Origin of the sequence: Streptomyces syringium (genome assembly GCF_017876625.1) — a bacterium.
Taxonomy (GTDB): domain Bacteria; phylum Actinomycetota; class Actinomycetes; order Streptomycetales; family Streptomycetaceae; genus Streptomyces; species Streptomyces syringius.
Genome location: NZ_JAGIOH010000001.1, coordinates 2,010,001 through 2,031,296 on the forward strand (window position 1 = coordinate 2,010,001; position 21,296 = coordinate 2,031,296).

Consider the following 21,296-nt stretch of genomic DNA (forward strand, 5'->3'; position numbering starts at 1 on the left):
GGTGCGTCGGTGTGCGGCGGTTGTCATGGAGCGGGTCGGTCGGGCGTGGTGTTTCAGCCGAATACGCCGCTCGGGGTGAGGGGGTCGTCGCCGGTGGCGGGCAGGGGCTGGTCCCAGCCGAGTTCGACGTTCTCGCGCCGGAAGGGTGTCCGGTCGGTGAGCGCGGTGTTCAGGGTGCGGGCGAAGAGGTGGCCGCTGTGGACGGCGGCGGCGATGATGCCGGGGGCGAGGCAGTCGCCGAGGCGTACGACGCGGCGGATACCGGCGGCGGTGAGGGCACTCTCGTCGCGGCCCTGCAGGTCCGTGTAGAGCTCGTCGCGCGGGGTGGAGCCGGTGACGACCACGACGGCGTCCGCGGGGACGGTGGTCTCACGGCCGGTGTAGACGCAGGAGAGGTGGGCCGTGCCGGCTTCGGTGCGGCGCAGTGCGGTGGCGGTGCGGACGTTCGCGCACTTCTCCATGACGCGTCGTTGGACGCGTTTTTGTTCGGCGGTGAACTGGGTGTAGGCCGAGACGGTGCTCTCGGGCGTGACGAAGGTGACCTCGCAGCCGTGTTCGACGAGGCGTTCGGCGATGACGCTGCCCATGTAGTAGTGGTCGTCGTCGAAGAGGACGACGCGGCCGGTGGGCAGGCGGGAGTCCATGATGTCGTCCGGTGTGAAGACCGGGATCCGGCCGAGGCCGGCGATGGGGTCGCTGTGGTAGCGGCCGACGCCGTCGGCGCGCCAGGTGGCGCCGGTGGCGATGGCGATGAGTGAGGACTCGGCTTCGAGGACCATGTCGCCGGTGATCTCGTTGTCGGGCAGGAGTTGCACGCCCGGCATCTTGCGGAGCTGGGTGAGGCGCCAGTCGCGCACGCGGGCCCAGGTGCCGAGGCCGGGCAGGCGGCATTCGCGGTTGACACGGCCGCCGAGTTCGCGGCTGCGGTCGGCGAGCATGACGCTGTAGCCGCGCTGGCCGAGGGCGCGGGCTGCTTCGAGGCCGGCGGGACCGGCGCCGATGATGAGGACGGTGTCGTCGGTGTCCTTGGGCGGGATGTGTTCGGGGTGCCAGCCGCGGCGCCATTCCTCGCCCATGGTCGGGTTCTGGGTGCAGCGCATGGGCACCCCGGCCCGGTCGCCGGCGACGCAGATGTTGCAGCCGATGCATTCGCGGATGTCGTCGAAGCGGCCTTCCTCGATCTTGTGGGGCAGGAAGGGGTCGGCGATGGAGGGGCGGGCGGCGCCGATGAAGTCGAGGGTGCCGCCCTTGATCATGGAGACCATGGTGTCGGGCGAGGTGAAGCGGCCGACGCCGACGACGGGTTTGCTGGTGACGCTTTTGACGAACTTGATGTACTGCTCTTGGTATCCCTCGTCGCTGAAGCGTGAGGTGCTGCCGTCGTAGTCGAAGTTGCTGAGGTTGACGTCCCACAGGTCGGGGAGTTCCGCGAGCATCTCGACGACGTCGCGGCCCTCGTCCTCGTCGCCGCCGGCGCCCATGAGTCCGTCGACGCCGAAGCGGATGGCGACCGCGCAGGTGTCGCCGACGGCCTCCTTGGCGTCCTCGACCAGTTCGCGCAGGAAGCGGGCGCGGTTCTCGAGGCTGCCGCCGTATTCGTCGGTGCGGTGGTTGTGGCGGCGGGAGAGGAAGTGGATGGGCAGCGTCATGTCGTGGCCGGCGTAGACGTAGATGATGTCGAAGCCGGCGCGTCGGGCGTTGATCGCGGCGGTGCGGTACCAGCGGCGGGCGGCACGGATGTCGTTCTTGTCCATGGCGCGGGCGGTGGCCGGGAAGACGCCCCGGGTGGGCCGCAGGCTGGGGGCGATCGGTATCGCGCGGCTCTCCAGATTGCCGACGTGGGAGCCGTTGTGCACCAACTCGACCCCTGCCAGGGCCCCTTGTTCATGGATGAGGCCCGTGGCGCGGGCGAGGTAGGGGATGTCCTTCTCGTCCCAGAGGCGGAGTTCCCGCTGGTGGTTTCCGGAGTAGTGCACGTCGCACTGTTCGGTGCAGATGACGCCCCAGCCGCCCTCGGCCTTCACTCCCCGCATCGCGGCCATCGAACTGGGAAAGGCACGTCCCATGCCATTGCAATGGGGTACCTGGAAGAAGCGGTTCTTGGCGGTGACGGGGCCGATCCTCAACGGTTCGAAAAGGATGTCGTAGCGGCTGGGGCGGGTCATATGTGGTTCTCCGTTGCGGTACGCGGCTGTCGTGCCAGGGCTCTTCGGCGGGTGGTGTCAGCGGGTGTCGTATGCCCGTGCGCCGAATATCGCGCTGCCCACGCGTACGTGTGTGGCGCCGAATTCGATGGCCGACGCGTAGTCCGTGCTCATGCCCATGGACAGGCAGTCGAGGCCATTGCGGGCGGCGATCTTCGCGAGCTGGGCGAAGTGCGGCTCCGGCGGTTCGCCGGCCGGGGGAATGCACATGAGGCCCACGACGTCGAGATCGTAGGTTTCGCGGCAGGTGGTCAGCAGGCCATCGGCGTCGTCGGGCAGGACGCCCGCCTTTTGCGGTTCGGCTCCGGTGTTGACCTGGACGAACAGCTTGGGCCGGCGGCCCTGCTTCTCGCATTGTTTGGCGAGGGCCTCGCAGAGGCCGGGGCGGTCGACGGAGTGGATGACGTCGAACAGCGCCACCGCTTCCCGGGCCTTGTTGGACTGCAGTGGCCCGATCAGATGCAGTTCGACCTCGGGGAACCGCGCCCGGAGGTCCGGCCATTTGGCCTTGCCCTCCTGGACGCGGTTCTCGCCGTAGACCGTGTGACCGGCCAGGACGGTCTGCTCGATGGTGTCCGCGGGGACCGTCTTCGAGGCGGCGACGAGGGTCACCGACGCAATATCGCGGCGGGCTCGGGTGCAGGCGTCGGCGATGGCGCGCCGTACCGTTTCGAGCCCGTCGGTCGGGTCAGGTCGACATATGTTGCCGGGTGTGGACATCAGAGGGTCTCCTCACACACGTATCAGAATTCCAGTCGGCGCTCCACGGTGCTGATCCGCAGGGCGCCGGTGATGTGCACGCCGGCTTCGGTCAGCCCGGATTTCAGCTCGTGTTCGAGCGCGTCGATGTCCTGTGGAGCGGCGTCGTGATGGGCCTCGGCCACGATCAGTACGCGGTCGGTCTGTGCCGATACGACGGACCGGGCGCTTTGCCGGAAGGTCCAGCGCCGGGAGTGCGCGTGGTTGTCGGGGTCGGCGAATACGACCTCGTTCGGCAGGGGGTTCTCGATGTCGCCCTGGAACGTCTCGTAGGTCTCGGTGCCGTCGGCGTGGCGGACGGTGATGCCTTCCGAGATCTTCGCGCAGTCGAATGCGGCGATGGGGATGGCGGAGGCCATCGAGGCGAAGTTGAGGTAGTCCACGAGCGGGTGGAAGCTCGGCATGCTGCGGTCCTTGCGGTACCGCCTGAGCAGTGCTTCCGAGGCGCACCGGTACTGGGTGGGCTTCAGCCCCATTTTCGAGAACGCTTCCCGCCAGGAGGCGATGGCGGGCATCTCGGATTCGGTTCCCGAGGCCAGGCGTTCTTCGACCTTCGGGGTGAGTTTCTTGAGCCTCTCCGGGTCGCTCTCCATGCCGCGGACGTTGTCGATGACCATCGTCAGGGCGTGCAGGGTCGGGTGAGCGGTCCAGACCGAATCAGCGTGCGTGAAATACATGTGAACTTTCCTCGATTGCCTTACGGGTAGAGCCGTGTGGTGTTCCAGTCGCCTTCCGGCTTGTCTCTCCTGAAAACGAGTCGGTCATGGAGACGGAACGGCCTGTCCGTCCAGAACTCGATGGACAGCGGCCTGATGCGGTAGCCGGACCAGTGAGGCGGCCGCGGTACGTCGTCGGGGAAGCGGGTGGCTTCGCGGGCCACGGCTTCTTCGAGTTCCGCGCGGCTGGCCAGGGGGCGGGACTGCCTGCTGGCCCAGGCGCCGAGGCGGCTGTCGCGTCGGCGGGAGGCGAAGTAGGCGTCGGCCTCGGCGGCGGTGGTGGGCTCCACGGGGCCGCGGAAGCGGACCTGCCGGCGCAGGGACTTCCAGTGCAGTACGCCTGCGGCCTGCATGTTGTCGCGGAGTTCGGTGCCTTTTTGCGACTGGGTGTTGGTGTAGAAGACGAAGCCGTCCGCGTCGAAGCCCTTGAGCAGCACCATGCGCACGTCGGGCAGGCCGTCGGTGCCGGCGGTGGCGATGGCCATGGCGTTGGCGTCGTTGATCTCGGCGGCTTCGGCTGCTGCGAGCCATTGGCCGAACAGGGTGATCGGGTCGGTGGCGTCGTGCGGTGAGGGGATGTCCTGCGCCGGGGCGTCGGGCGTCGGGGACTGCATGCGGGTGCTCCTCGCTGGGGAATTCACGGGTGAAGGAGGGAAGCGTCGGGCGCCGGGGGTGTTCTCCCCCGGCGCTCCGCTCTGCTTCAGCGCTTGAGTTCCTTCTTCTCCGCGAGGAGGTTGCGCCACTTGTCGAGGTCGTCGCCGCGGGAGGTGACGAGGTGTGCCGTGCCGGTGGTGTCGACGAGTACTTCGGCGGCCGGCGGGATGTTGAGGAATTCCATGTGCTGGGTGGCGCAGTAGGCGCCGACGTCGAGGATGACGAGGTGGCTGTCGGCGTCGACCCCGGCGGGCACCCGGTATTCGCCGGGGAGGATGTAGTCGTGGCGCAGGATGCTGCGGCCGCGGAGTGCTGCCGAGACGCCGTCCGCGTCGTCGGCGAGGGGGATTTCCTTCATGTCCGCGTCGAGGAAGACCACGTTGTGGCGGCGGTCCCGCAGTTGTGCGGACGGCATGAGCATGCGCGAGCCGTCGGTGACGACGAGGCTGCCGACGGCGTTGGTGATGACGTTGCGCTTGACGCCGAGCAGGAGGGCGCCGGTGTCGGCGAGTACGTCCCGGGCGGGCTCGAAGAGGAACTTCACGTGGTCCGGGATCTCCATGCGGTCCGCGATTTCGCGGAGCGCCTTGAAGTATTCGTTCCAGTCGAAGTGCTTCGTGGTCTCGTCCCAGGCTTCGTAGACGAAGCCGTGGCCGCCGGCGAAGTTAATGGACTTCGCGTGGGGGAAGTGCGTCTTGAAGATCTCGAACTGCTTCTCGATGACGCTGATCATCTCGTCGCGCGAGTTGCCGCTGCCGCAGTAGACCTCGAAGCATTCGAGTTCGCGGCCGTACTGCTCGAGCAGGTCGGAGAGGCGCTTCAGTTCGCTGTACTTGATGCCGGGCTTGCCGGAGTCGAGGCTGTCGATGCGGGCGCTGATGGTGGGGGCGTCGGTCCGCAGCGAGTAGGCGACCTCGTCGAGACTGGAGAGGAAGGTCGGATAGCCGGCCTGGTCCCAGAAACCGATCTCCTCGTCGGAGACGTGACCCGGGGAGACGATGAACTTGTCGAATCCGTACTCGCGCAGGATCCGGTATTCGCTGGGCAGTTGCAGAAGCAGGCCGACTCCCATCTGCTGGAGCGGCTTCAATACATGTGGATTAGAGTTCGGGAAGAAGGGGACATACAATTCGACTCGGGAGTCGAGCCCTACGGCTTTGGCGGCGTCCTGGATGCGGCCGACGTTCTTTAAGATCTGGGCTTCGCTGTAGATAAAGACCGGGGTGCCTACCTGGTCGGCTATCGCTTTGAGGTCGATCTCGTTGACCCAACAGTGGGTCAATTTACAGGAGTTTGCGGTGGTCACGTACCCTCACTCTCCGGTCGCGCAAGATCTCTGGCCATAGATGATCTTGTTTTGAGATCTTGGGGTGCTGAAATACAGATTTATCAGTGTCCGGCCCGGGAACACAAGGCTTTAAGAAGATCCATGTGCCGGTTCAGAACCGGGAGCGCCGATTCCGAATAAGGAGCGATACGAGGCGGCATTGCCGCATCGGCTGAGAACGCGCGCACGTGCTTTCAGTGGCCGACAGGGGGACGGTACGCAGCGTCGAGGGGACGCGAGGGGATGAGTTCGCCCGTAAGTGGGCAGGCGGATGGTGGCCGCTTACCGGTGGCTGAAGTCTACAGCCACACAGTCGAGTTGGTGCTGGATCAAGACAGGTCCGAAGCGGCCCCCGGTCATTCCGCCGAGCGGGCGGCTTGGATGAACTCCCTGATCAGAGCAGGGTCCTTGATGCCTCGACGGGCTTCCACTCCGCTGGAGACATCCACGCCCCACGGCGCGATCGTGCGCACGGCCCGCCGCACGTTCTCCGGGTCGAGTCCGCCGGCGAGGAGCCAGCGTCCGGTGGGCGGGGTGAAGCGGTCGTCGGCCCAGTTCCACGGCAGGCCCGCGCCGGGGTCGGGGGCGTCGAGCAGGAGGTAGTCCTCCCCCAGCTCGCCGCAGCGGGGGGTCCGCCCGTCTGCGGAGGAGGTGGCACGGATCAGCGTCCACCCCTGCGGCCGCAAGGTGTCGTAGTAGTCACGGCCTTCGTCGCCGTGCAGTTGTACGGAGCGGACCCCGCTCGCCAGCGCGAGGTCCCGCACCTGCGCCACGGGCTGTCGGCGGAACACGCCGACGGTCAGTACGTGCTCGGGGACCCGCCGGGCCAGCTTCCCCGCGGTGGCGGCGTCCACCTGGCGCGGGCTGTCGGCGAAGACGAAGCCGATCGCGTCGGCTCCGGCCTCGACCGCGGTGTCCACGTCCTCGGCGGTGCGCAGCCCGCAGATCTTGATGAACAGCGACGGGCTCACGCGCGACGCCCCCCCGGCTCCTCTGCCACAACTGCCGCGACAGTCAAGTCTTGCCCGGATTTCATCAAGCATGCTCATAGTTCACTGTCCTTCCTCGGCCACCGCCCGTCCAAACGCGACCGGTCCCCTTCCGCCAGTGGCCGAAAGGCGCCCTGGCGGGCCGCCGGTGCCTCGGGACGCCGCGCCGCCGTCAGTGAACGGGCAGTTGGCGCGGGATGGTGCGCCGGTTCTCCGGGGTCCTGTGCTGCGGACGGGTCTGGGGCCGCGGCTCCAGCCCGAAGGTCGTGAAGGCGGTGCGCTCGGGCAGGGGGTAGGCCGTCTTCCCGGTGATGGAGTTGAGGATGAGGGCGCTGCGCCAGGCGGCGAGGCCGAGGTCGGCGGTGCCGACGCCGTGGGTGTGGCGTTCGGCGTTCTGGACGTGGACGGCGCCCTTGACGTGGGGGTCGAGGACGAGCCGGTGCTGCTCGTCGATGCGGGGGCGGTCGGCGGAGTCCCGGCGGATATAGGGGTCCAGGGAGGCGAGGAGGGTGTCGACGCGGCGCTCGCGGTAGCCGGTGGCGAGGACGACGGCGTCGGTGGTGAGGCGGGAGCGGCTGCCCTGCTGGGCGTGTTCGAGGTGGAGTTCGACGCGGGTGGTGCCGACGCGGCCGGCAGTGCGGACGAAGACGCCGGGGGTGAGGACGGTGTCGGGCCAGCCGCCGTGCAGGCTGCGGCGGTAGAGCTCGTCGTGGATGGTGGCGAGGGTGTCGGCGGCGACGCCCCGGTCGAGCTGCCACTGGCGCGGCAGGGCCTGGTCCCGTACGGACTCGGGCAGGGCGTGGAAGTAGCGGGTGTAGTCGGGGGTGAAGTGCTCGAGGCCGAGCTTGCTGTATTCCATGGGGGCGAAGGAGGGGCTGCGGGCGAGCCAGTGGAGCTTCTCGCGGCCGGCGGGGCGGTTGCGGAGGAGGTCGAGGAAGACCTCGGCGCCCGACTGGCCCGCGCCGATCACGGTGATGTGGTCGGCGGCGAGGAGCCGCTCGCGGTGGTCGAGGTAGTCGGCGGAGTGGATGACGGGGACGGCGGGGGCGTCGACGAGGGGCCGCAGGGGGTCGGGGACGTAGGGGGCGGTGCCGACGCCGAGGACGAGGTTGCGGGCGTAACTGCGGCCGAGGGCCTCGGCTTCGCCGTCGGTGTCGAGCCGGGTGTAGTCGATCTCGAAGAGGGCGCGCTCGGGGTTCCAGCGGACGGCGTCGATCTGGTGGCCGAAGTGGAGTCCGGGAAGGGATTCGCTGACCCAGCGGCAGTACGCGTCGTATTCGGCGCGCTGGATGTGGAAGCGCTCGGCGAAGTAGAAGGGGTAGAGGCGCTCGCGGGCCTTGAGGTAGTTGAGGAAGGTCCAGGGGTTGGCGGGGTCGGCGAGGGTGACGAGGTCGGCGAGGAAGGGCACCTGGAGGGTGGTGTCGTCGATGAGCAGCCCGGGGTGCCACTGGAAGACGCGGTTCTGGTCGTAGAAGGCGGTGCGGAGGTCGGGGAGCGACTGGGCGAGGGCGGCGAGCGAGAGGTTGAAGGGGCCGATGCCGATGCCCGCGAGGTCGAAGGGCTGGTCGGGGGCGGTGGCGGGGGGCGGAGGATTGGTCATCGGGGCGTGTGGCCTTCCACGAGGTCGAGCAGGGCGTCGAGGTCGTCGGGGCGGGTGTGGGGATTGAGGAGCGTGGCCTTGAGCCAGAGGCCCTCGGGGGTGGTGGCGCGGCCGAGGACGGCGGTGCCGTGGTCCAGGAGGCGGCGTCTGATGTCGGCGAGCGTGCGGTCGTCGGTGCCGGTGGGGCGGAAGAGGACCGTGCTGAGGGTGGGGCGGTCGTGGAGCTCGAAGGCGGGGTGGGCCTCGATGCGGTCGGCCAGGAGCTGCGCGGTGGCGCAGACCCGCTCGACGAGGTCGCCCAGACCTCGGCGGCCGAGGGCGCGGAGGGTGACGGCGATCTTGAGGATGTCGGGGCGCCGGCTGGTGCGCGGGGAGCGGCCGAGGAGGTCGGGGTGGCCGGCCTCGATGTCGTCGGCGGGGTTGAGGTAGGGGGCCCGGTGGGCGAGGGGGCCGAGCCAGGTGGTGTCGGGCACGGCGAGGAGCCCGGCGGCGACGGGCTGCCAGCCGAGTTTGTGGAGGTCGAGGGTGACGGTCCGGGCGCGGTCGAGGCCGTCGAGCGCGGGGCGGAGGGTGTCGCTGAACAGGAGCGGCCCGCCGTAGGCGGCGTCGACGTGGAGGGGGGTGTCGTGGGCGTCGCAGAGGTCGGCGAGCTTGGGGATCGGGTCGATGCGGCCGGTGTCGGTGGTGCCCGCGGTGGCGACGACGAGGGTGGGGGCGCCGTGGCGGTCGTCGAGGGCGGCGGCGAGGTCGGCGGGGTCGAGGACGCCGGCGGGGGTGGGCAGGGTCTGCGGGGCGGGCAGGCCGAGGAGCCAGGCGGCGCGGTGGACGCTGTGGTGGGCGTTGGCCCCGCAGACGACGGTCAGGGGGTCGGCGGAGCGGGCGCGGGCGGCTTCGCGGGCGAGGAGCAGGGCGAGCTGGTTGGACTCGGTGCCGCCGGTGGTGACGAGGGCGTCGGGGGCCGGGCCGGCGGGGTGGACGAGGGCGGCCAGGGCGCGGGTGGTGAGGATTTCCAGGGCGGAGGCGGCGGGGGCCTGGTCCCAGGAGTCCAGGGAGGGGTTGAGGGCGGCGGCGGCGAGGTCGGCGGCGGCGGCCAGGGCCAGCGGCGGGCCGTGCAGATGGGCGGCGCAGCGCGGGTCGGCGGGGTCGGCGGAGCCTTCGGCGAGGGCCCGGACGAGGGTGCGGAGGGCTTCGTGGGCGCCGGTGCCGTGCTCGGGGAGGGCGGGGCCGAGGGCGGTGCGCAGCCGGGCGGTGACGGCGTCGGGGCCGCCGGGCGGGAAGGGTCCGCCGCGGGCGGTGGCGCCTTGGCCGAGGGCGTGCAGGACCGTCTCCAGCAGGGGGCGCAGCGCGCGGGGTCCTTCGGTGCCGCCCGCCAGCGGTGCGGGGGTCTGGTCGGCGCCGGGCGCAGGCATGGGTGTGCCCCTTTTTGGGTCGGCTTATCACATGGTCCGGCTGGTCCGGGCAGGGCTAATCGCCTCAAGTTACTGGCGTCGCACACTCGGTGACCATGGGGCCTCGGGGTTTCGCCCGATGGTGGTACCGCCCTGGGGTGCGGGCCGGTGGGATCTGCTAGAGGGGTGCGAAGCGGACTCGGGGCTCGGCTTCGACTAATCTGCACCCCATGGCCATGAAACTTGCTATCGACGTCGGTCCGCTCAAGCCCGAGCTCGCGCCGCTCATCCTGGGGCTGGCGCTCTTCTTCATCCTCTTCGCCGTGATGGCGAAGGTGATCCTGCCCCGGATCAACAAGGTCCTCACCGAGCGTGAGGAGGCCACCGACGGCCGCTTCGAGGAGGCCGAGGAGACGCGCGCCGAGGCCGCGCGGGTCCACGCCGAGTACCAGGAGCTGCTGGCCGAGGCGCGGCACGAGGCCGCCCGGCTGCGTCAGGAGTCGGTCGAGCAGGGCACGGCGATCATCGCCGAGCTGCGGGCCGAGGGCCAGCGTCAGCGCGACGAGATCATCGCCGCGGGTCACGCGGTGATCGACGCGGAGCGTGCGGTCGCCGAGGCCGAGCTGCGTCAGCAGGTCGGCGTACTGGCCACCGATCTGTCGGGCCGCATCGTCGGCGAGCCGGTCACGGACTTCGCCCGCGAGAGCGGTGTCGTGGACCGCTTCCTGGAGGAGCTGCGCACGGCCCAGCCGTCGGACGCCGCGACCGACAAGCGCGCCTGACCGTCGAGACAACCGGCCAAGGCTCCCGTACCCCCTTGGGGGGTGCGGGAGCCTCGTCGTTTTCCGGGGTGCTTCCGGCGGCCCCCGGTGCGCCGCGCGCGCGGGCGCTTACGCCCGTACCGGGGTGTCGTCCTCCGTGGAGGCCTGCCTGATCTTCAGGGCGCGGCGCAGGTCGTCGAGCTGGTCGGCGAGTTTGCGGCGCAGGGCGGGGGTGGGGTCGGCGTCGCGCAGGCAGGCTTCGCCGAGGCGCAGGGTCTCGGCCTCGACCAGGGGCTGGGGGAAGCCGTGGACGCCGGCGGCGATGGCGAGGGCGGGGCCGCGGCGGGCCGCGACGGTGACGGCGGCGGGGAAGTAGCGCGCGCGGTAGGGGCGCAGGAGGTCGAGCTGTTCGGGCTGCCAGAAGCCCTGGGCGGTCGCGGTGAAGAGGTAATTGGAAAGCTCCGAAGGCTCAGACAGCTCCGCGGGTTCGGCCGCACCGGACGGTTCGGCCGGTGCGGCGGCGTCGGCGCGGTCCTCGCCGGGGTGCCCGGGGTACATCGCCTGCCAGGCGGTGGCCTTGGCGGTGGCGTCGGGGAGTGCGGCGTGGCAGCGGGCGGCGCCCTCCTGGCCGGTGGCGCTGGGGTCGCGGGCGAGTTCGGCGTCGATGGCGTCGGGGGTGGTGGCGCCGAGGACGGCGAGGCGGGCGAGGGTGCGCCAGCGCAGTTCGGGGTCGAGGGCGGGGCCGCCGGGGACGGTGCCCGCGGCCAGCCAGTCCTGGAGGGTGCCGGGGGCGGTGGCGCTGTCGATGAGGGCGCGGACGGCGATCAGCCGGAGGCCCTGCGCGTCGGCCCGGCCGGTGCCGTCGGTGCGGCGCAGCAGGTCGTGGCCGAGGTCGGTGAGGGTGGCGAGGGCCGTGGGGCGGTCGGTGGCCGGCAGGTAGCGGTCGGCGATCTGGGTGCGGGCGAAGCCGAGGACGGCCTGTGCGATGGCGATGTCGGTTTCGTGCGGGATGTGGGCGCGGGCGGCGTCCAGGTAGGCGGCGGGGGCCAGTTCGCCGTCGCGGACCATGTCACGGGCGGCGTTCCAGACGACGGCGCGGGCGACGGGGTCGGGCAGTCCGGAGAGCGTGCGCAGGGCGGTGTCCCAGGAGCCGGCGTCGAGGCGGACCTTGGCGTAGGTCAGGTCGCCGTCGTTGACGAGCAGCAGGGCGGGGCGGGGGCCGGTGAAGGTGAGGGTGCGGGTGCCGCCGCCGGCGGGCAGGTCGGCTTCGACGCGGTCGCGGCGCACGAGGGCCCGGGGGTCGTCGGGGGCGTGGTCGTAGAGGCCGATCGCGAGGTGGTGCGGGCGGGTGCCGTCGTGGTGGAGGTCGAGGTGCCAGCCGGTCGTGCCGCCGGCTCCGCCCGCACCAAGGTCGCCTGCGGCGCTGTCCTCGGTGATGCGGGGGGTGAGGGTGTCGACGCCGCTGGTGCGCAGCCAGCTGTCGGCCCAGGCGTGGACGTCACGGCCCGTGGCGCGGGCCAGGGAGTCGATGAAGTCGGCGAGGGTGGCGTTGCCGAAGCGGTGGCGGGCGAAGTGGTCGTTGATGCCGGCGAGGAAGTCCTTCTCGCCGAGCCAGGCGACGAGCTGGCGCAGGGCGCTCGCGCCCTTGGCGTAGGAGATGCCGTCGAAGTTGAGCAGGGCGGAGGCGGTGTCGCGGACGGCGTCGGGGGCGGGGGCCACGGGGTGGGTGGAGGGGCGCTGGTCGGCGTCGTAGCCCCAGCTCTTGCGGGCGACGGCGAAGTCGGTCCACGTACCGGTGAAGCGGGTGGCCTCGGAGAGGACCTGGTAGCCCATGTACTCGGCGAAGGACTCGTTCAGCCAGATGTCGTCCCACCACTGGAGGGTGACGAGGTCGCCGAACCACATGTGGGCCATCTCGTGGGCGATGACCATGCCGCGGGTCTGCCGCTCGGTGTCGGTGACGGCGGAGCGGAAGACGAATTCGTCGCGGAAGGTGACGAGGCCCGGGTTCTCCATGGCGCCGGCGTTGAACTCGGGGACGAACGCCTGGTCGTAGGAGTCGAACGGGTAGGGCTCGTCGAAGATCTCGTGGTAGCGGTCGTAGCAGCGGCGGGTGATGTCGAAGAGTTCCTCGGCGTCGGTGTCGAGGTGGGGGGCGAGGGACCGGCGGCAGTGGAGCGCGAAGGGCAGCCCGGCGTGCTCGGTCCGCACGGTGTGCCAGGGGCCGGCGGCGAAGGCCACGAAGTAGGTGCTCAAGGGGGCGGTGGTGGCGAGCTGCCAGCGGCCGTCGGCGGGGGCTCCGACGCGGGTGGCGAGGGCGTTGCCGAGGACGGTCCACTGCGGCGGGGCGGTGACGGTCGCGTCGAAGACGGCCTTGAGGTCGGGCTGGTCGAAGGCGGCGAAGACGCGCTGGACGTCGTCGAGGAAGCACTGGGTGTAGAGGTAGGTCTCGCCGTCGGCGGGGTCGGTGAAGCGGTGCATGCCCTCGCCGGTGTGGGAATAGCGCATGTCGGCCTCGACGCGCAGTTCGTGGTCCCCGGGGGTGAGGGTGAGGGGCAGCCGGTTGTCGTCGAGCGTGCCGACGTCGAGGGCGTGACCGTCGAGGGTGGCGCGGTGGAGGGCCGCGGGGCGGACCTCGACGAAGGTGGTGCCGGCTTCGCGCGCGGTGAAGCGGATGACGGTGGTGGAGCCGAAGTGCTCGTCGCCGCGGGTGAGATCGAGGTCGATCCCGTAGCGGTGGACGTCGAGGAGTCGGGCTCGGGTCTGCGCTTCGTCGCGCGTGAGTACGGGCATGGGGTCATGCTGCCGTATCGCTGGGCGCCGGCCTATGGGGTTTTGGCCGGGGTGCTGGGGGGTGCGCGCCGTTGCGGGGCTCCGCCCCGGGCCCCGGTCCTCAAGCGCCGGACGGGCTGGCTGTGCCTTGTCCTCAAGCGCCGGACGGGCTTGTTTCCAGCCCGTCCGGCGCTTGAGGACACCGCGCGTGGCGCGGCTTACGCCCGCGCGATCGTCTCGTGGTGGCGGATGACCTCGGCGATGATGAAGTTGAGGAACTTCTCGGCGAACGCCGGGTCGAGTTTGGCGTTCTCGGCCAGTTCGCGGAGCCGGGTGATCTGCCGGGCCTCGCGGGCGGGGTCGGCGGGCGGGAGTTTGTGGGCGGCCTTGAGGTGGCCGACCTGCTGGGTGCATTTGAACCGCTCGGCGAGCATGTGGATCACCGCGGCGTCGATGTTGTCGATGCTGTCGCGCAGCCGGCCCAGCTCGGCGCGTACGGACTCGTCGTCGGTGCCGGGGGCACCGCTGAAGCTGTTGGCACTGTCGGTCATGTCCACCGACCCTATGCGGGCGGAAGGGGTCCGGTGACCGGTGGGTGCTCCGGGTCGGGTATCCGCCGGCTCCAGCCGCCGGGGACGCTGCGGCCCTGGCGCTCGCGGAACCGTACCGGGGCGGTGCCGACGCGGCGGGTGAAGAGCCGGCTGAAGTAGGCCGGGTCGTCGTAGCCGACGCGGCGGGCGACGGCCGAGACGGGCAGTTCGGTGGCGGCGAGGAGTTCCTTGGCGCGGCCCAGGCGGATGGCCAGGAGGTAGTCCTTCGGGCTGCACCCGGCGCCGCGTCGCACGGCGGAGCGCAGCGCGGCGGGGGTCATGCCGTGCCGGGCGGCGTGTTCGGTGACGGACAGCGGCAGGAAGGCGTCGCGGGCGAGTGCGCGCAGGACGGGTTCGCCGTCGCCGCCGAGGTCGGCGCGGGCACGGTGGAGGGCGACGAGGAGTTCGTGGACGGCGGCGGAGGTCTCGACTTCGAGGAGGGGGTTGCCGCGGTGGGCGGCGCGGGCGATGCGGGCGATGGCGGCGCGGGCGGCGGTGGTCTCGGTGAGGGGGACGAGAGGCCGGTCGGGTTCGATGAGGCCGAGTTCGGTGTAGGCGGTGACGGCGGGGCCGGTGAAGTCGACGAAGCTCTCGTCCCAGCCGTTGTCCGGTCCGGCGCCGTAGTGGTGCGGGACGCCGGGGCTGAGCCACAGGAGTGCGGGGGCGGTGACGGGCAGGGCGCGGCCGTCGGGGGTGCGCAGCCAGCCGGTCCCGGCGCTGATGACGACGGCGACGTGGTGGTCGAGGGTGCGGGGTCCGACGGCGGGGAGGGCGCCGTGCTGGAGGCCGACGCCGAGGCAGACCAGTCCGAGCCGGTGGTGGACCGGGCCGGGCGTGAAGTACCGCATCCAGGTGTGGTACACGCGTCCGGGGCCTCCTTTCCGCTGCCGGTTCGTCGCACGCAGCGCCGATCTTCGCCGATGGGCCCCTCGCCCGCCAGAGGGCGGGCGCGATCGGCCGGAAGGCGTGGTCCGGCACGGCGGCGGGCGCCGGTGAACGGGAGCGCGGGGGCACAGGTGCCCGTTCTCCCCGGTGATCACCGGCCGGTGGCGGTGACCACCGGGGCGGGCCCTGTGGGGGGCTGTTGGCCGAGGTCGTGCACGGTGAAGCCGTCGAGGACGAACTCCGCGGTCCCGCTGTCGCCCACCTTCCGCAGGCCCACCCATGCCTCGCCCGTCCGCGGTGCGGTGAACTCGTGGGTGTGGGTGGTGGGCCGGGTGGCGACGGGCAGGGGCGTGCGGGTGAGTTCCCGCGCGGCGGGTTCGTCGACGGCTGTGATCCAGGCGTACTGGCCGGCCGTCTCGTTCTCGTAGCGGAACGCCACCCGGTAGCGGTGTCCAGGGGTGAAGCGGACGGTGTGCGGGACGGTGCGGTAGACCAGGCCCGTGTTCTCGCCGCGTGATTTGAGGGACTGGGTGCCGTCGATGACGTCGTCGACGGCCTTTCCGTTCCAGCCGCGCTGGGTGTAGGGCGCGTGCCGTTGGGCGATGTGGGTGCGCGGGTCGGTGACTCCGCCCGCGTCGCCCTTGACGAACGGGCCCCACCCTTGGGGTACGTGCTCGAAGTCCTCGTGGACGAGGGTGCCGTGCGTGGGGGTGCGGCGCCCTCGTTGCACGGCCACGATCCGTACGTTCGCGAAGCGGACCCGGGCCCCGCCCGCGGCGGCCGTGAGGGACAGCGTCACGGCTCCCCCGCCGCGGGGCACGGTGAAGTGGGTGAACATCCGTTGGTAGCGGGTGCCGTGTTTGCGGTCCGCCGCCATGTGGTTGCCGGCGGTGGAGGTGTCCGTCCAGTTCACCGCCGTGATCCCGTCGGCCGTGCGGACGCGCAGGGCCGCCCGGCGCCGCTCCCCCGCCCTCGCTCCGACCTCGACCTGTACGGACGCGGCGTAGGTGCCGGGCCTCAGCCGGGCGGCCCGCTGGCTCACGGTGGCCGCCGGGCCGGCGCCGATGACGAGTTCCCACTCGCCGCGTTCGCCGAGGGCCACGGCGGCGGGCCCGGTGACCGTCCAGGCGTCCAGGGTCCCGGAGTTGAAGCCGGGGTCGCGCAGGGAGGTGCCCTCGCCCCAGGCGGGGTCGCGGCGGGTGCGGGCCCGCTCGCGGGTGAGGACGTACGGCTGGTCCGGTGCGGCGTGGACGGTGATGTTTCCGTCGTGCACCGGCAGGTCGAGGGGGTCGGCGCGGCCCTGGTCGGTGAGGCGGTGCAGGACCACGCTGCTCAGTCCGGCCCAGCCTCGGGGCAGGGTCCAGGTGGTGGCTCCGCCCCGGGGGTTGTAGTGGTAGAGCTTGGCGGGGTCGGTGGCTTCCCGTGGTTCCCACGGCAGGAGGTAGGTGTCGCCGTCGTAGACCGTGCGGCCGTCGGTGGTGATCCGGCGGGTGCCGTCCCCGCCGGGCCGGGAGGTGACGGTGGTGTGCGTCGGGCCGGCGAAGGTGATGCGGTGCTCTTCCCAGGTGTGGACGGGGAAGGCCTGGAGGTATTTGGCCGGCAGGTTCTCGGTCCAGATGCGGCGGTAGAACGGCGCCCAGTCGGTCCTGCCCTGCCACCCTTCGAAGGTGCCGAGTTTGGCGGTGCCCAGGAGGGGCCATTTGTCGGCGAAGACGTCCTTCTGGTGGTGGCGGACGAAGCGGATGAGCCGGGAGTTGATGCCGCGTGAGGTGTCGGGGCCGTAGTCGGTCTCGCACGCCCAGTGGGCCCACAGGGCGGAGCGTTCCAGGCCGTGGCCCCATTCGGTGGTGATCTGCCAGCCCTGGTCGCGCAGATGACGCTGGAGGCGGTCGGAGTTCCAGCCGGATTCCCGGAAGACGTCGATGTAGAGGGTGTTCAGGGCGGGGTCGGTCTCGTCGCGCAGTTGCCGGAAGCGGCGGGCGATGTCGCCGGAGACCAGGTCGCGGCGGGGATCGATGCGGTAGGACTGGTCGAGCCAGTCCCACTGCCGGTCGTTCTTGTCGACGAGGGTCTCGGAGAAGGCGTGGGCGACGGGGTAGGACTCGGTGGTGTTGACGTGGACGGCGAAGTCGCTGTGCCAGGTCTTCCCGGCGCGGACGAGGGAGTTGAGGTCGTCGAGCCCGCCGGCGCGGTGGTTGTGGTTGCCGCCGTAGTCGGGGTGCGCGGAGTCGTGGCCCTCGGACTGGTAGCCCTTGAGGAGGGTGAACTGGCGCAGCCCGTCGGTGGCGAGGCAGATCCGTTTGACGTTGTCGAGGGTGGTGAGGAAGGGGTTCGTGGCCTGGCTGGCGAAGTTGAACGCGATGTGCGGGACGACCCGCAGGTGCTGTTCGTCGGCGCCGAGGGGGTTGACCATGATGTCGCGCAGGGCGATGGCGGCGTCCTGCCAGTCGACCTTGCCGTCGCCGTTGCGGTCGCCGGTGAGGACGACCGTGGCGTAGGGCAGTGGTTCGGTGGCCTCGACGGGTGCGGTGGCGGCCCGGTGTGTCCACTGGCCGCAGCCGATGCGGGTCTCGGTGTGGCCGGGGCGCTTCACGGTCTGCCGCCACAGGCGGCCGTTCTCCCAGGCGGTGGCGCGGTCGGGGGTGTCCCAGACCGTGTTGGTCTCGAGGGCGGCGGCGAGCAGGTCCGTGCTGACGACGGCGTACGCACAGCCGGTGGGGGCGGGTTCGGCGGGGGTGTCGGCGGTGACCTCGATGAGGGTGTCGCCGCTCTTGTCCTTGTCGAGCTCGACGCGGGCGGCGAGGAGCGTCGCGCCCGGCTGGGTGCTGCGGACGGCGAGCAGCGCCAGCCCGGGGATGCGGAGGGTGCCGACGCGGAGGGCGGCGGTGTCGGTGATGCGGGTGACGCGCCAGTCCACCCGCCGGTCGCTGACCTTGATTTCGATGGTGATCCGGGTGCCGCCGCTGAAGGCGAGGGCGTACGTCGCCAGGTCGCCGGAGGGGGCGAGGGCGAGGGTGACGTCCGGGGTGTGCGGGGTTTCGTCGATGAGCAGCGAGGTGACGGGGTCCTCCTGCCCGTACAGCACGGCTCGGGTGGCGCGGTCGGTGTAGGAGAGGATGCGGGGGAAGGTGGTGTCGAGCCGTACCTCCAGCGCGGTGGAGCGCAGGGTGGTCCCGCCCGGGGTGCGGGCGTGGGCGGCGCCGGCGGCGGTGAGGGCGGTGCCGAGGCCGGCGAGTGCGGTGGTGACGACGACGGCCCGTCGGCTGGGGCCGGTGGTGTCTCGGGGCTCCGCCGGTGTCTGCACGCCTTCCGGATCCACGCTGCTCGCTCCTCCGTACGCCGTTGGGCCATGTCACGTCGCGGGTCGCGGCACTGGGACGGCTCGCGACGAAGTACCGACACCGTGGGGCGGTAGTGGCAGGTGGGACCATGGACAAAAGAGAGCGGCTGTTGGACAAATGCGGGCCGGGTGGCCCGGGTGCGTGGACAATCGGCCCGGACCGGGCAGGATCACCGCATGATCGCGAAATTTCAGTGCACCGTCATCGACTGTCCGGACCCGGCCGCGCTGGCGGCCTTCTACGCCGGGATCCTCGGCTGGCGGGTCGACGACAAGGACCCGGAGTGGGTGTGGCTGACCGCCGAGGACGGCCGTCGGATCGCCTTCCAGCTCGCTGAGGACCACCGGCCGCCGCGCTGGCCGGATCCCGACCATCCGCAGCAGATGCATCTGGACTTCGACGTTCCCACGATCGAGGACATGGAGCGGGCGCAGCGTGAGGTGATCGCGCTGGGGGCGACGTTCCTCCACGACAGCGGGGGTGAGCGGTCCGGATTCCGGGTGTTCTCCGACCCTGCGGGCCATCCGTTCTGCCTCTGCTACGGGCAGGAGCTGAAGGCCGACGGGCAGGGCTGACCGGGGGGCCGACGGCCCCCCGGAGAGTCAGCGCAGGTTCGCCGCGGTGGCGCGCAGGGCGTCGCCGGCGCCCTGGACGATCGGGTCGCCGTGGCCGAAGCAGGCGGTTTCGATGTCGAGGGCGGCCTGACGCCGGAAGGAGGCGATGGACCGCTCCCGGTCGACGTTGAAGATGCCGAGTATCGCGGCGCCCTCGTGGGAGGCGATGGTGTCGCCGGTGAACAGCGCCTTGGCCGCCGGGAGGTGCACGGCGACGCTGCCCGCCGTGTGGCCGGGGACGTGGACGATCCGCGCTTCCTGGCCCCAGTCCAGGGTGTCGCCGTCGACGAGCTCGCGGTGGACGGGGGACGGCGGGGCCGGAGGGACATGGGGGGTGATGGACGCGTGGAGGGGGACTTCGAAGTCGAGGAGGACGGGCGGCGGTTCGGGGGCCTCGCCACGGATGACCGGGGCGTCGGCGGCGCCGGCCAGCACGCGCGCGCCGGTGGCTGCGGCGAGGGCGGCGGCCGAGCCGGTGTGGTCGCCGTGGCTGTGGGTGAGCACGATCTCGCGCAGGTCGCCGGGGGCGCAGCCGAGGCCGGCGAGGGCGTCGAGGATGTCCCCCTCGGATCCGGCGATGCCGGTGTCCACGAGGGCCCAGCCGTCGGGCAGCCGCACGGCGTAGGCCTGGCCGACGGCGAAGCGCAGCATCCGGATGTCCGGGGTGACGTGAGTGATGTCCATGGGGATGACGTTAATGATCACGGAGCCGCACCCAAATGGTTTGAGCCCAGGGCGGATTGAGCCCGGGGCGAACGGCCGCCCGCGTGCGGGGCCCTACGAAGGGGTCGGGCGTCGGTCCAGGGGGAAGAGGGCGGTGACCTCCCAGCCACCCTCCGGCGCGGGGCCCGCGTGCAGCCGGCCGCCCATGGCCTTGGCCCGTTCGCTGAGGCCGACCAGGCCGAAGCCGCCGCCCCGGGCCTGTTCCGCGAGCCCGGCCGCGCTCTTGCCGTCGTCGGCGACGCGCAGCTCGACGCCCTCGGCGACGCCGCGCACCCCGACGCGTACGGCCGTGGCGTCGGCGGCGTGCTTGCGGATGTTGGTCAGGGCCTCGCGGACGACGCGGTGGACGCCCGCCGCGACCTCCCCGGGGATCCAGGACTCCATGCCCTGTTCGATGTAGAGGACGACGGGCGGGCCGGTGCGGGCGAACGCCTCGGTCAGGGCCCGCACCTCGGGCAGGCCCGCGACGGGTTCGGTCTCGGCGTCGCCCTCGCGCAGGACACCGACCAGCCGTCGCATCGCGCCGAGGGCCTCGCTCGCCGAGGTCTCGATCCGCTGGAACGCCGCGGCGGCGGCCCGGCCGTCGAGGGAGGTGAAGCGGGCGGCCTGGGCCTGCACGGCGATCCCGGTGACGTGGTGGGCGACGAGGTCGTGCAGTTCCCGGGCGAGTTCGAGCCGTTCGGCGGTGCGCACGGCCGCGAGGTCGCGCACCCGCTGCCCGGACTGGTTGCGCAGCAGCAGGGAGTAGGTGCCGACGACGACGGTGAGCACCGCGAACAGGGCAGTGAAGCGGCCCGGGTGGAGGTCGCGCATGGGGGCGGCGACGCAGGCGGTCGCAAGCATCGGGCCGAGGACGGCGGCCTTCTGGGTGGTGGAGCGCTGGACGACGGCGGTCAGCAGGACGAGCAGGGCGATGGCCTCGCCCATGCCCCACACGACGGTCGGGTGCGGGCCGGCCGTGAGGGCGACGGTGGTGCCCCAGGAGACCGCGACGGCGACGGCGGCCCGTACCTCCAGCGGGATCCAGCCGTAGGGGACGGCGCACAGACAGACGGCGACGCCCGAGGCCAGGACCACGGCGTGCGGTGGGCTGGGCTGCCGGGCGAGGGTGACGGACTCGAAGCCGACGAGGAAGAGCAGGAAGGCCCCGAGGGCCGCCTTCGCGACCACCGCGCGCCGGGGGTGCCGGGCGGCCCACCCGGCCACTGTGTTCATGAGCCGCCCGTGGCCAGCCCGCTCTCCCAGGCCCAGGCCGCGATCTCGACGCGGTTCCGGGCGTCGAGCTTGAGCTGCACATTGGCCAGGTGGGTCTTCACCGTGGACAGGGAGACGAACAGTTCGGAGGCGATCTCGGCGTTGGTGGCGCCGCGTGCCAGACAGCGGACGACGTCCGCCTCGCGTTCGGTGAGCGGCTCGGACGGCTGCCGGGCCGGGCTCGCCGTGGCGCCGGGGGCCATGTCGCGCAACAGCCGGACGGTGATGGCGGGCGAGATGAGGGAGTCGCCGACGGCGGCGGCGTGGACGGCCTCGACGAGCATGGCGGGGCTGGCGTCCTTCAGGAGGAAGCCGGAGGCGCCGTTGCGGAGGGCGGTGTGGACGTATTCGTCGAGGTCGAAGGTGGTGACGATGACGATGCGCGGAATCCGGCGGCGCTCGGGGTGCGCGGCGGCGAGGGCGGAGAGTCGGCGGGTGACCTCCAGGCCGTCCAGCTTGGGCATGCGGATATCGAGGAGCAGCACGTCGGGCTCGTGTTCCTCGACGGCCGCCAGCGCGGCCTCGCCGTCCACGACGTCGGCGACGACGTCGATGTCGGGCTGGCTCTCCAGGATCATCCGGAAGCCGGTGCGGACCATTTCCTGGTCGTCCGCGATGACCACGGTGATCGCCATGCTGTCCCCTTGCCTGCGTTTCGCCTGCGTTCTGCCTGCGTTCGGCTCGCGTGCCGGTCGGTACGCGGGGAGGCCGCCCGCTCG

Annotated in this window: 17 protein-coding genes; 2 read left to right on the forward strand and 15 right to left on the reverse strand. The window is 71.6% G+C overall.

Annotated features, from left to right (window positions below; translation table 11 throughout):
* Positions 1-53 precede the first annotated feature (53 nt).
* The 8 genes from JO379_RS08850 to JO379_RS08885 all read right to left on the reverse strand — a co-directional run bounded on the left by JO379_RS08850 (position 54) and on the right by JO379_RS08885 (position 9,658).
* A complete protein-coding gene (locus JO379_RS08850) occupies positions 54-2,165 on the reverse strand; it encodes an oxidoreductase (RefSeq protein ID WP_209514523.1) in 2,112 nt (703 codons plus the stop codon).
* A gap of 57 nt (positions 2,166-2,222) precedes the next feature.
* Complete coding sequence (locus tag JO379_RS08855) at positions 2,223-2,924, reverse strand: YggS family pyridoxal phosphate-dependent enzyme (protein WP_209514525.1); 702 nt, start codon at positions 2,922-2,924, stop codon at positions 2,223-2,225.
* A gap of 23 nt (positions 2,925-2,947) precedes the next feature.
* Complete coding sequence (locus JO379_RS08860; protein ID WP_130877259.1) at positions 2,948-3,640, reverse strand: B3/B4 domain-containing protein; 693 nt, start codon at positions 3,638-3,640, stop codon at positions 2,948-2,950.
* Positions 3,641-3,660: 20 nt separating this feature from the next.
* The gene (pdxH, locus tag JO379_RS08865; RefSeq protein ID WP_130877260.1) at positions 3,661-4,293 is read right to left on the reverse strand and encodes a pyridoxamine 5'-phosphate oxidase; all 633 of its coding nucleotides are present in this window, start codon (positions 4,291-4,293) and stop codon (positions 3,661-3,663) included.
* Between the two features lie 86 nt (positions 4,294-4,379).
* On the reverse strand, positions 4,380-5,615 hold the full coding sequence (locus tag JO379_RS08870; protein WP_207303874.1) for a hypothetical protein: 1,236 nt from the start codon (positions 5,613-5,615) through the stop codon (positions 4,380-4,382).
* Positions 5,616-6,016: 401 nt separating this feature from the next.
* On the reverse strand, positions 6,017-6,631 hold the full coding sequence (locus JO379_RS08875) for a phosphoribosylanthranilate isomerase (RefSeq protein WP_207303875.1): 615 nt from the start codon (positions 6,629-6,631) through the stop codon (positions 6,017-6,019).
* Positions 6,632-6,821: 190 nt separating this feature from the next.
* A complete protein-coding gene (locus JO379_RS08880; protein ID WP_130877262.1) occupies positions 6,822-8,249 on the reverse strand; it encodes a lysine N(6)-hydroxylase/L-ornithine N(5)-oxygenase family protein in 1,428 nt (475 codons plus the stop codon).
* Positions 8,246-9,658, reverse strand: a complete 1,413-nt coding sequence (locus JO379_RS08885; protein WP_209514526.1) for a pyridoxal phosphate-dependent decarboxylase family protein — start codon at positions 9,656-9,658, stop codon at positions 8,246-8,248. Before JO379_RS08885 ends, JO379_RS08880 begins: the two co-directional genes overlap by 4 nt.
* 209 nt (positions 9,659-9,867) lie before the next feature.
* On the opposite strand from JO379_RS08885, the gene JO379_RS08890 reads away from it, so the two are divergent.
* Positions 9,868-10,419 carry a F0F1 ATP synthase subunit B gene (locus JO379_RS08890; protein ID WP_130877264.1) on the forward strand — a complete coding sequence of 184 codons (552 nt, stop codon included), beginning with the start codon at positions 9,868-9,870 and terminating at the stop codon, positions 10,417-10,419.
* Between the two features lie 108 nt (positions 10,420-10,527).
* On the opposite strand, the gene pepN is transcribed toward JO379_RS08890, so the two are convergent.
* The 4 genes from pepN to JO379_RS08910 form a co-directional block, all read right to left on the reverse strand.
* Positions 10,528-13,191, reverse strand: coding sequence for an aminopeptidase N (pepN, locus tag JO379_RS08895; RefSeq protein ID WP_209514528.1), 2,664 nt, complete (start codon positions 13,189-13,191; stop codon positions 10,528-10,530).
* Between the two features lie 197 nt (positions 13,192-13,388).
* Complete coding sequence (locus JO379_RS08900) at positions 13,389-13,721, reverse strand: chorismate mutase (protein ID WP_130877266.1); 333 nt, start codon at positions 13,719-13,721, stop codon at positions 13,389-13,391.
* 11 nt (positions 13,722-13,732) lie between these two features.
* Entirely contained in the window at positions 13,733-14,623 is an 891-nt protein-coding gene (locus JO379_RS08905; RefSeq protein ID WP_130877267.1) for a helix-turn-helix transcriptional regulator, read from the reverse strand.
* 173 nt (positions 14,624-14,796) lie between these two features.
* Positions 14,797-17,964: an endo-alpha-N-acetylgalactosaminidase family protein gene (locus tag JO379_RS08910; RefSeq protein ID WP_307841928.1), complete on the reverse strand. Its 3,168-nt coding sequence runs from the start codon at positions 17,962-17,964 to the stop codon at positions 14,797-14,799.
* Positions 17,965-18,162: 198 nt separating this feature from the next.
* Here JO379_RS08910 and JO379_RS08915 point away from each other — a divergent pair, with 198 nt between their 5' ends.
* Complete coding sequence (locus tag JO379_RS08915; RefSeq protein WP_130877268.1) at positions 18,163-18,561, forward strand: VOC family protein; 399 nt, start codon at positions 18,163-18,165, stop codon at positions 18,559-18,561.
* Between the two features lie 27 nt (positions 18,562-18,588).
* Here the strand turns inward: JO379_RS08915 and JO379_RS08920 are convergent, their stop codons facing one another.
* The 3 genes from JO379_RS08920 to JO379_RS08930 form a co-directional block, all read right to left on the reverse strand.
* Positions 18,589-19,284 (reverse strand): MBL fold metallo-hydrolase, encoded by a 696-nt coding sequence (locus tag JO379_RS08920; protein WP_130877269.1) that lies wholly within the window; start codon positions 19,282-19,284, stop codon positions 18,589-18,591.
* Between the two features lie 93 nt (positions 19,285-19,377).
* Positions 19,378-20,538, reverse strand: coding sequence for a sensor histidine kinase (locus tag JO379_RS08925; protein WP_130877270.1), 1,161 nt, complete (start codon positions 20,536-20,538; stop codon positions 19,378-19,380).
* Positions 20,535-21,212, reverse strand: a complete 678-nt coding sequence (locus JO379_RS08930; RefSeq protein ID WP_130877271.1) for a response regulator — start codon at positions 21,210-21,212, stop codon at positions 20,535-20,537. The genes JO379_RS08925 and JO379_RS08930 overlap by 4 nt, the downstream gene beginning before the upstream one ends.
* Positions 21,213-21,296 lie beyond the last annotated feature (84 nt).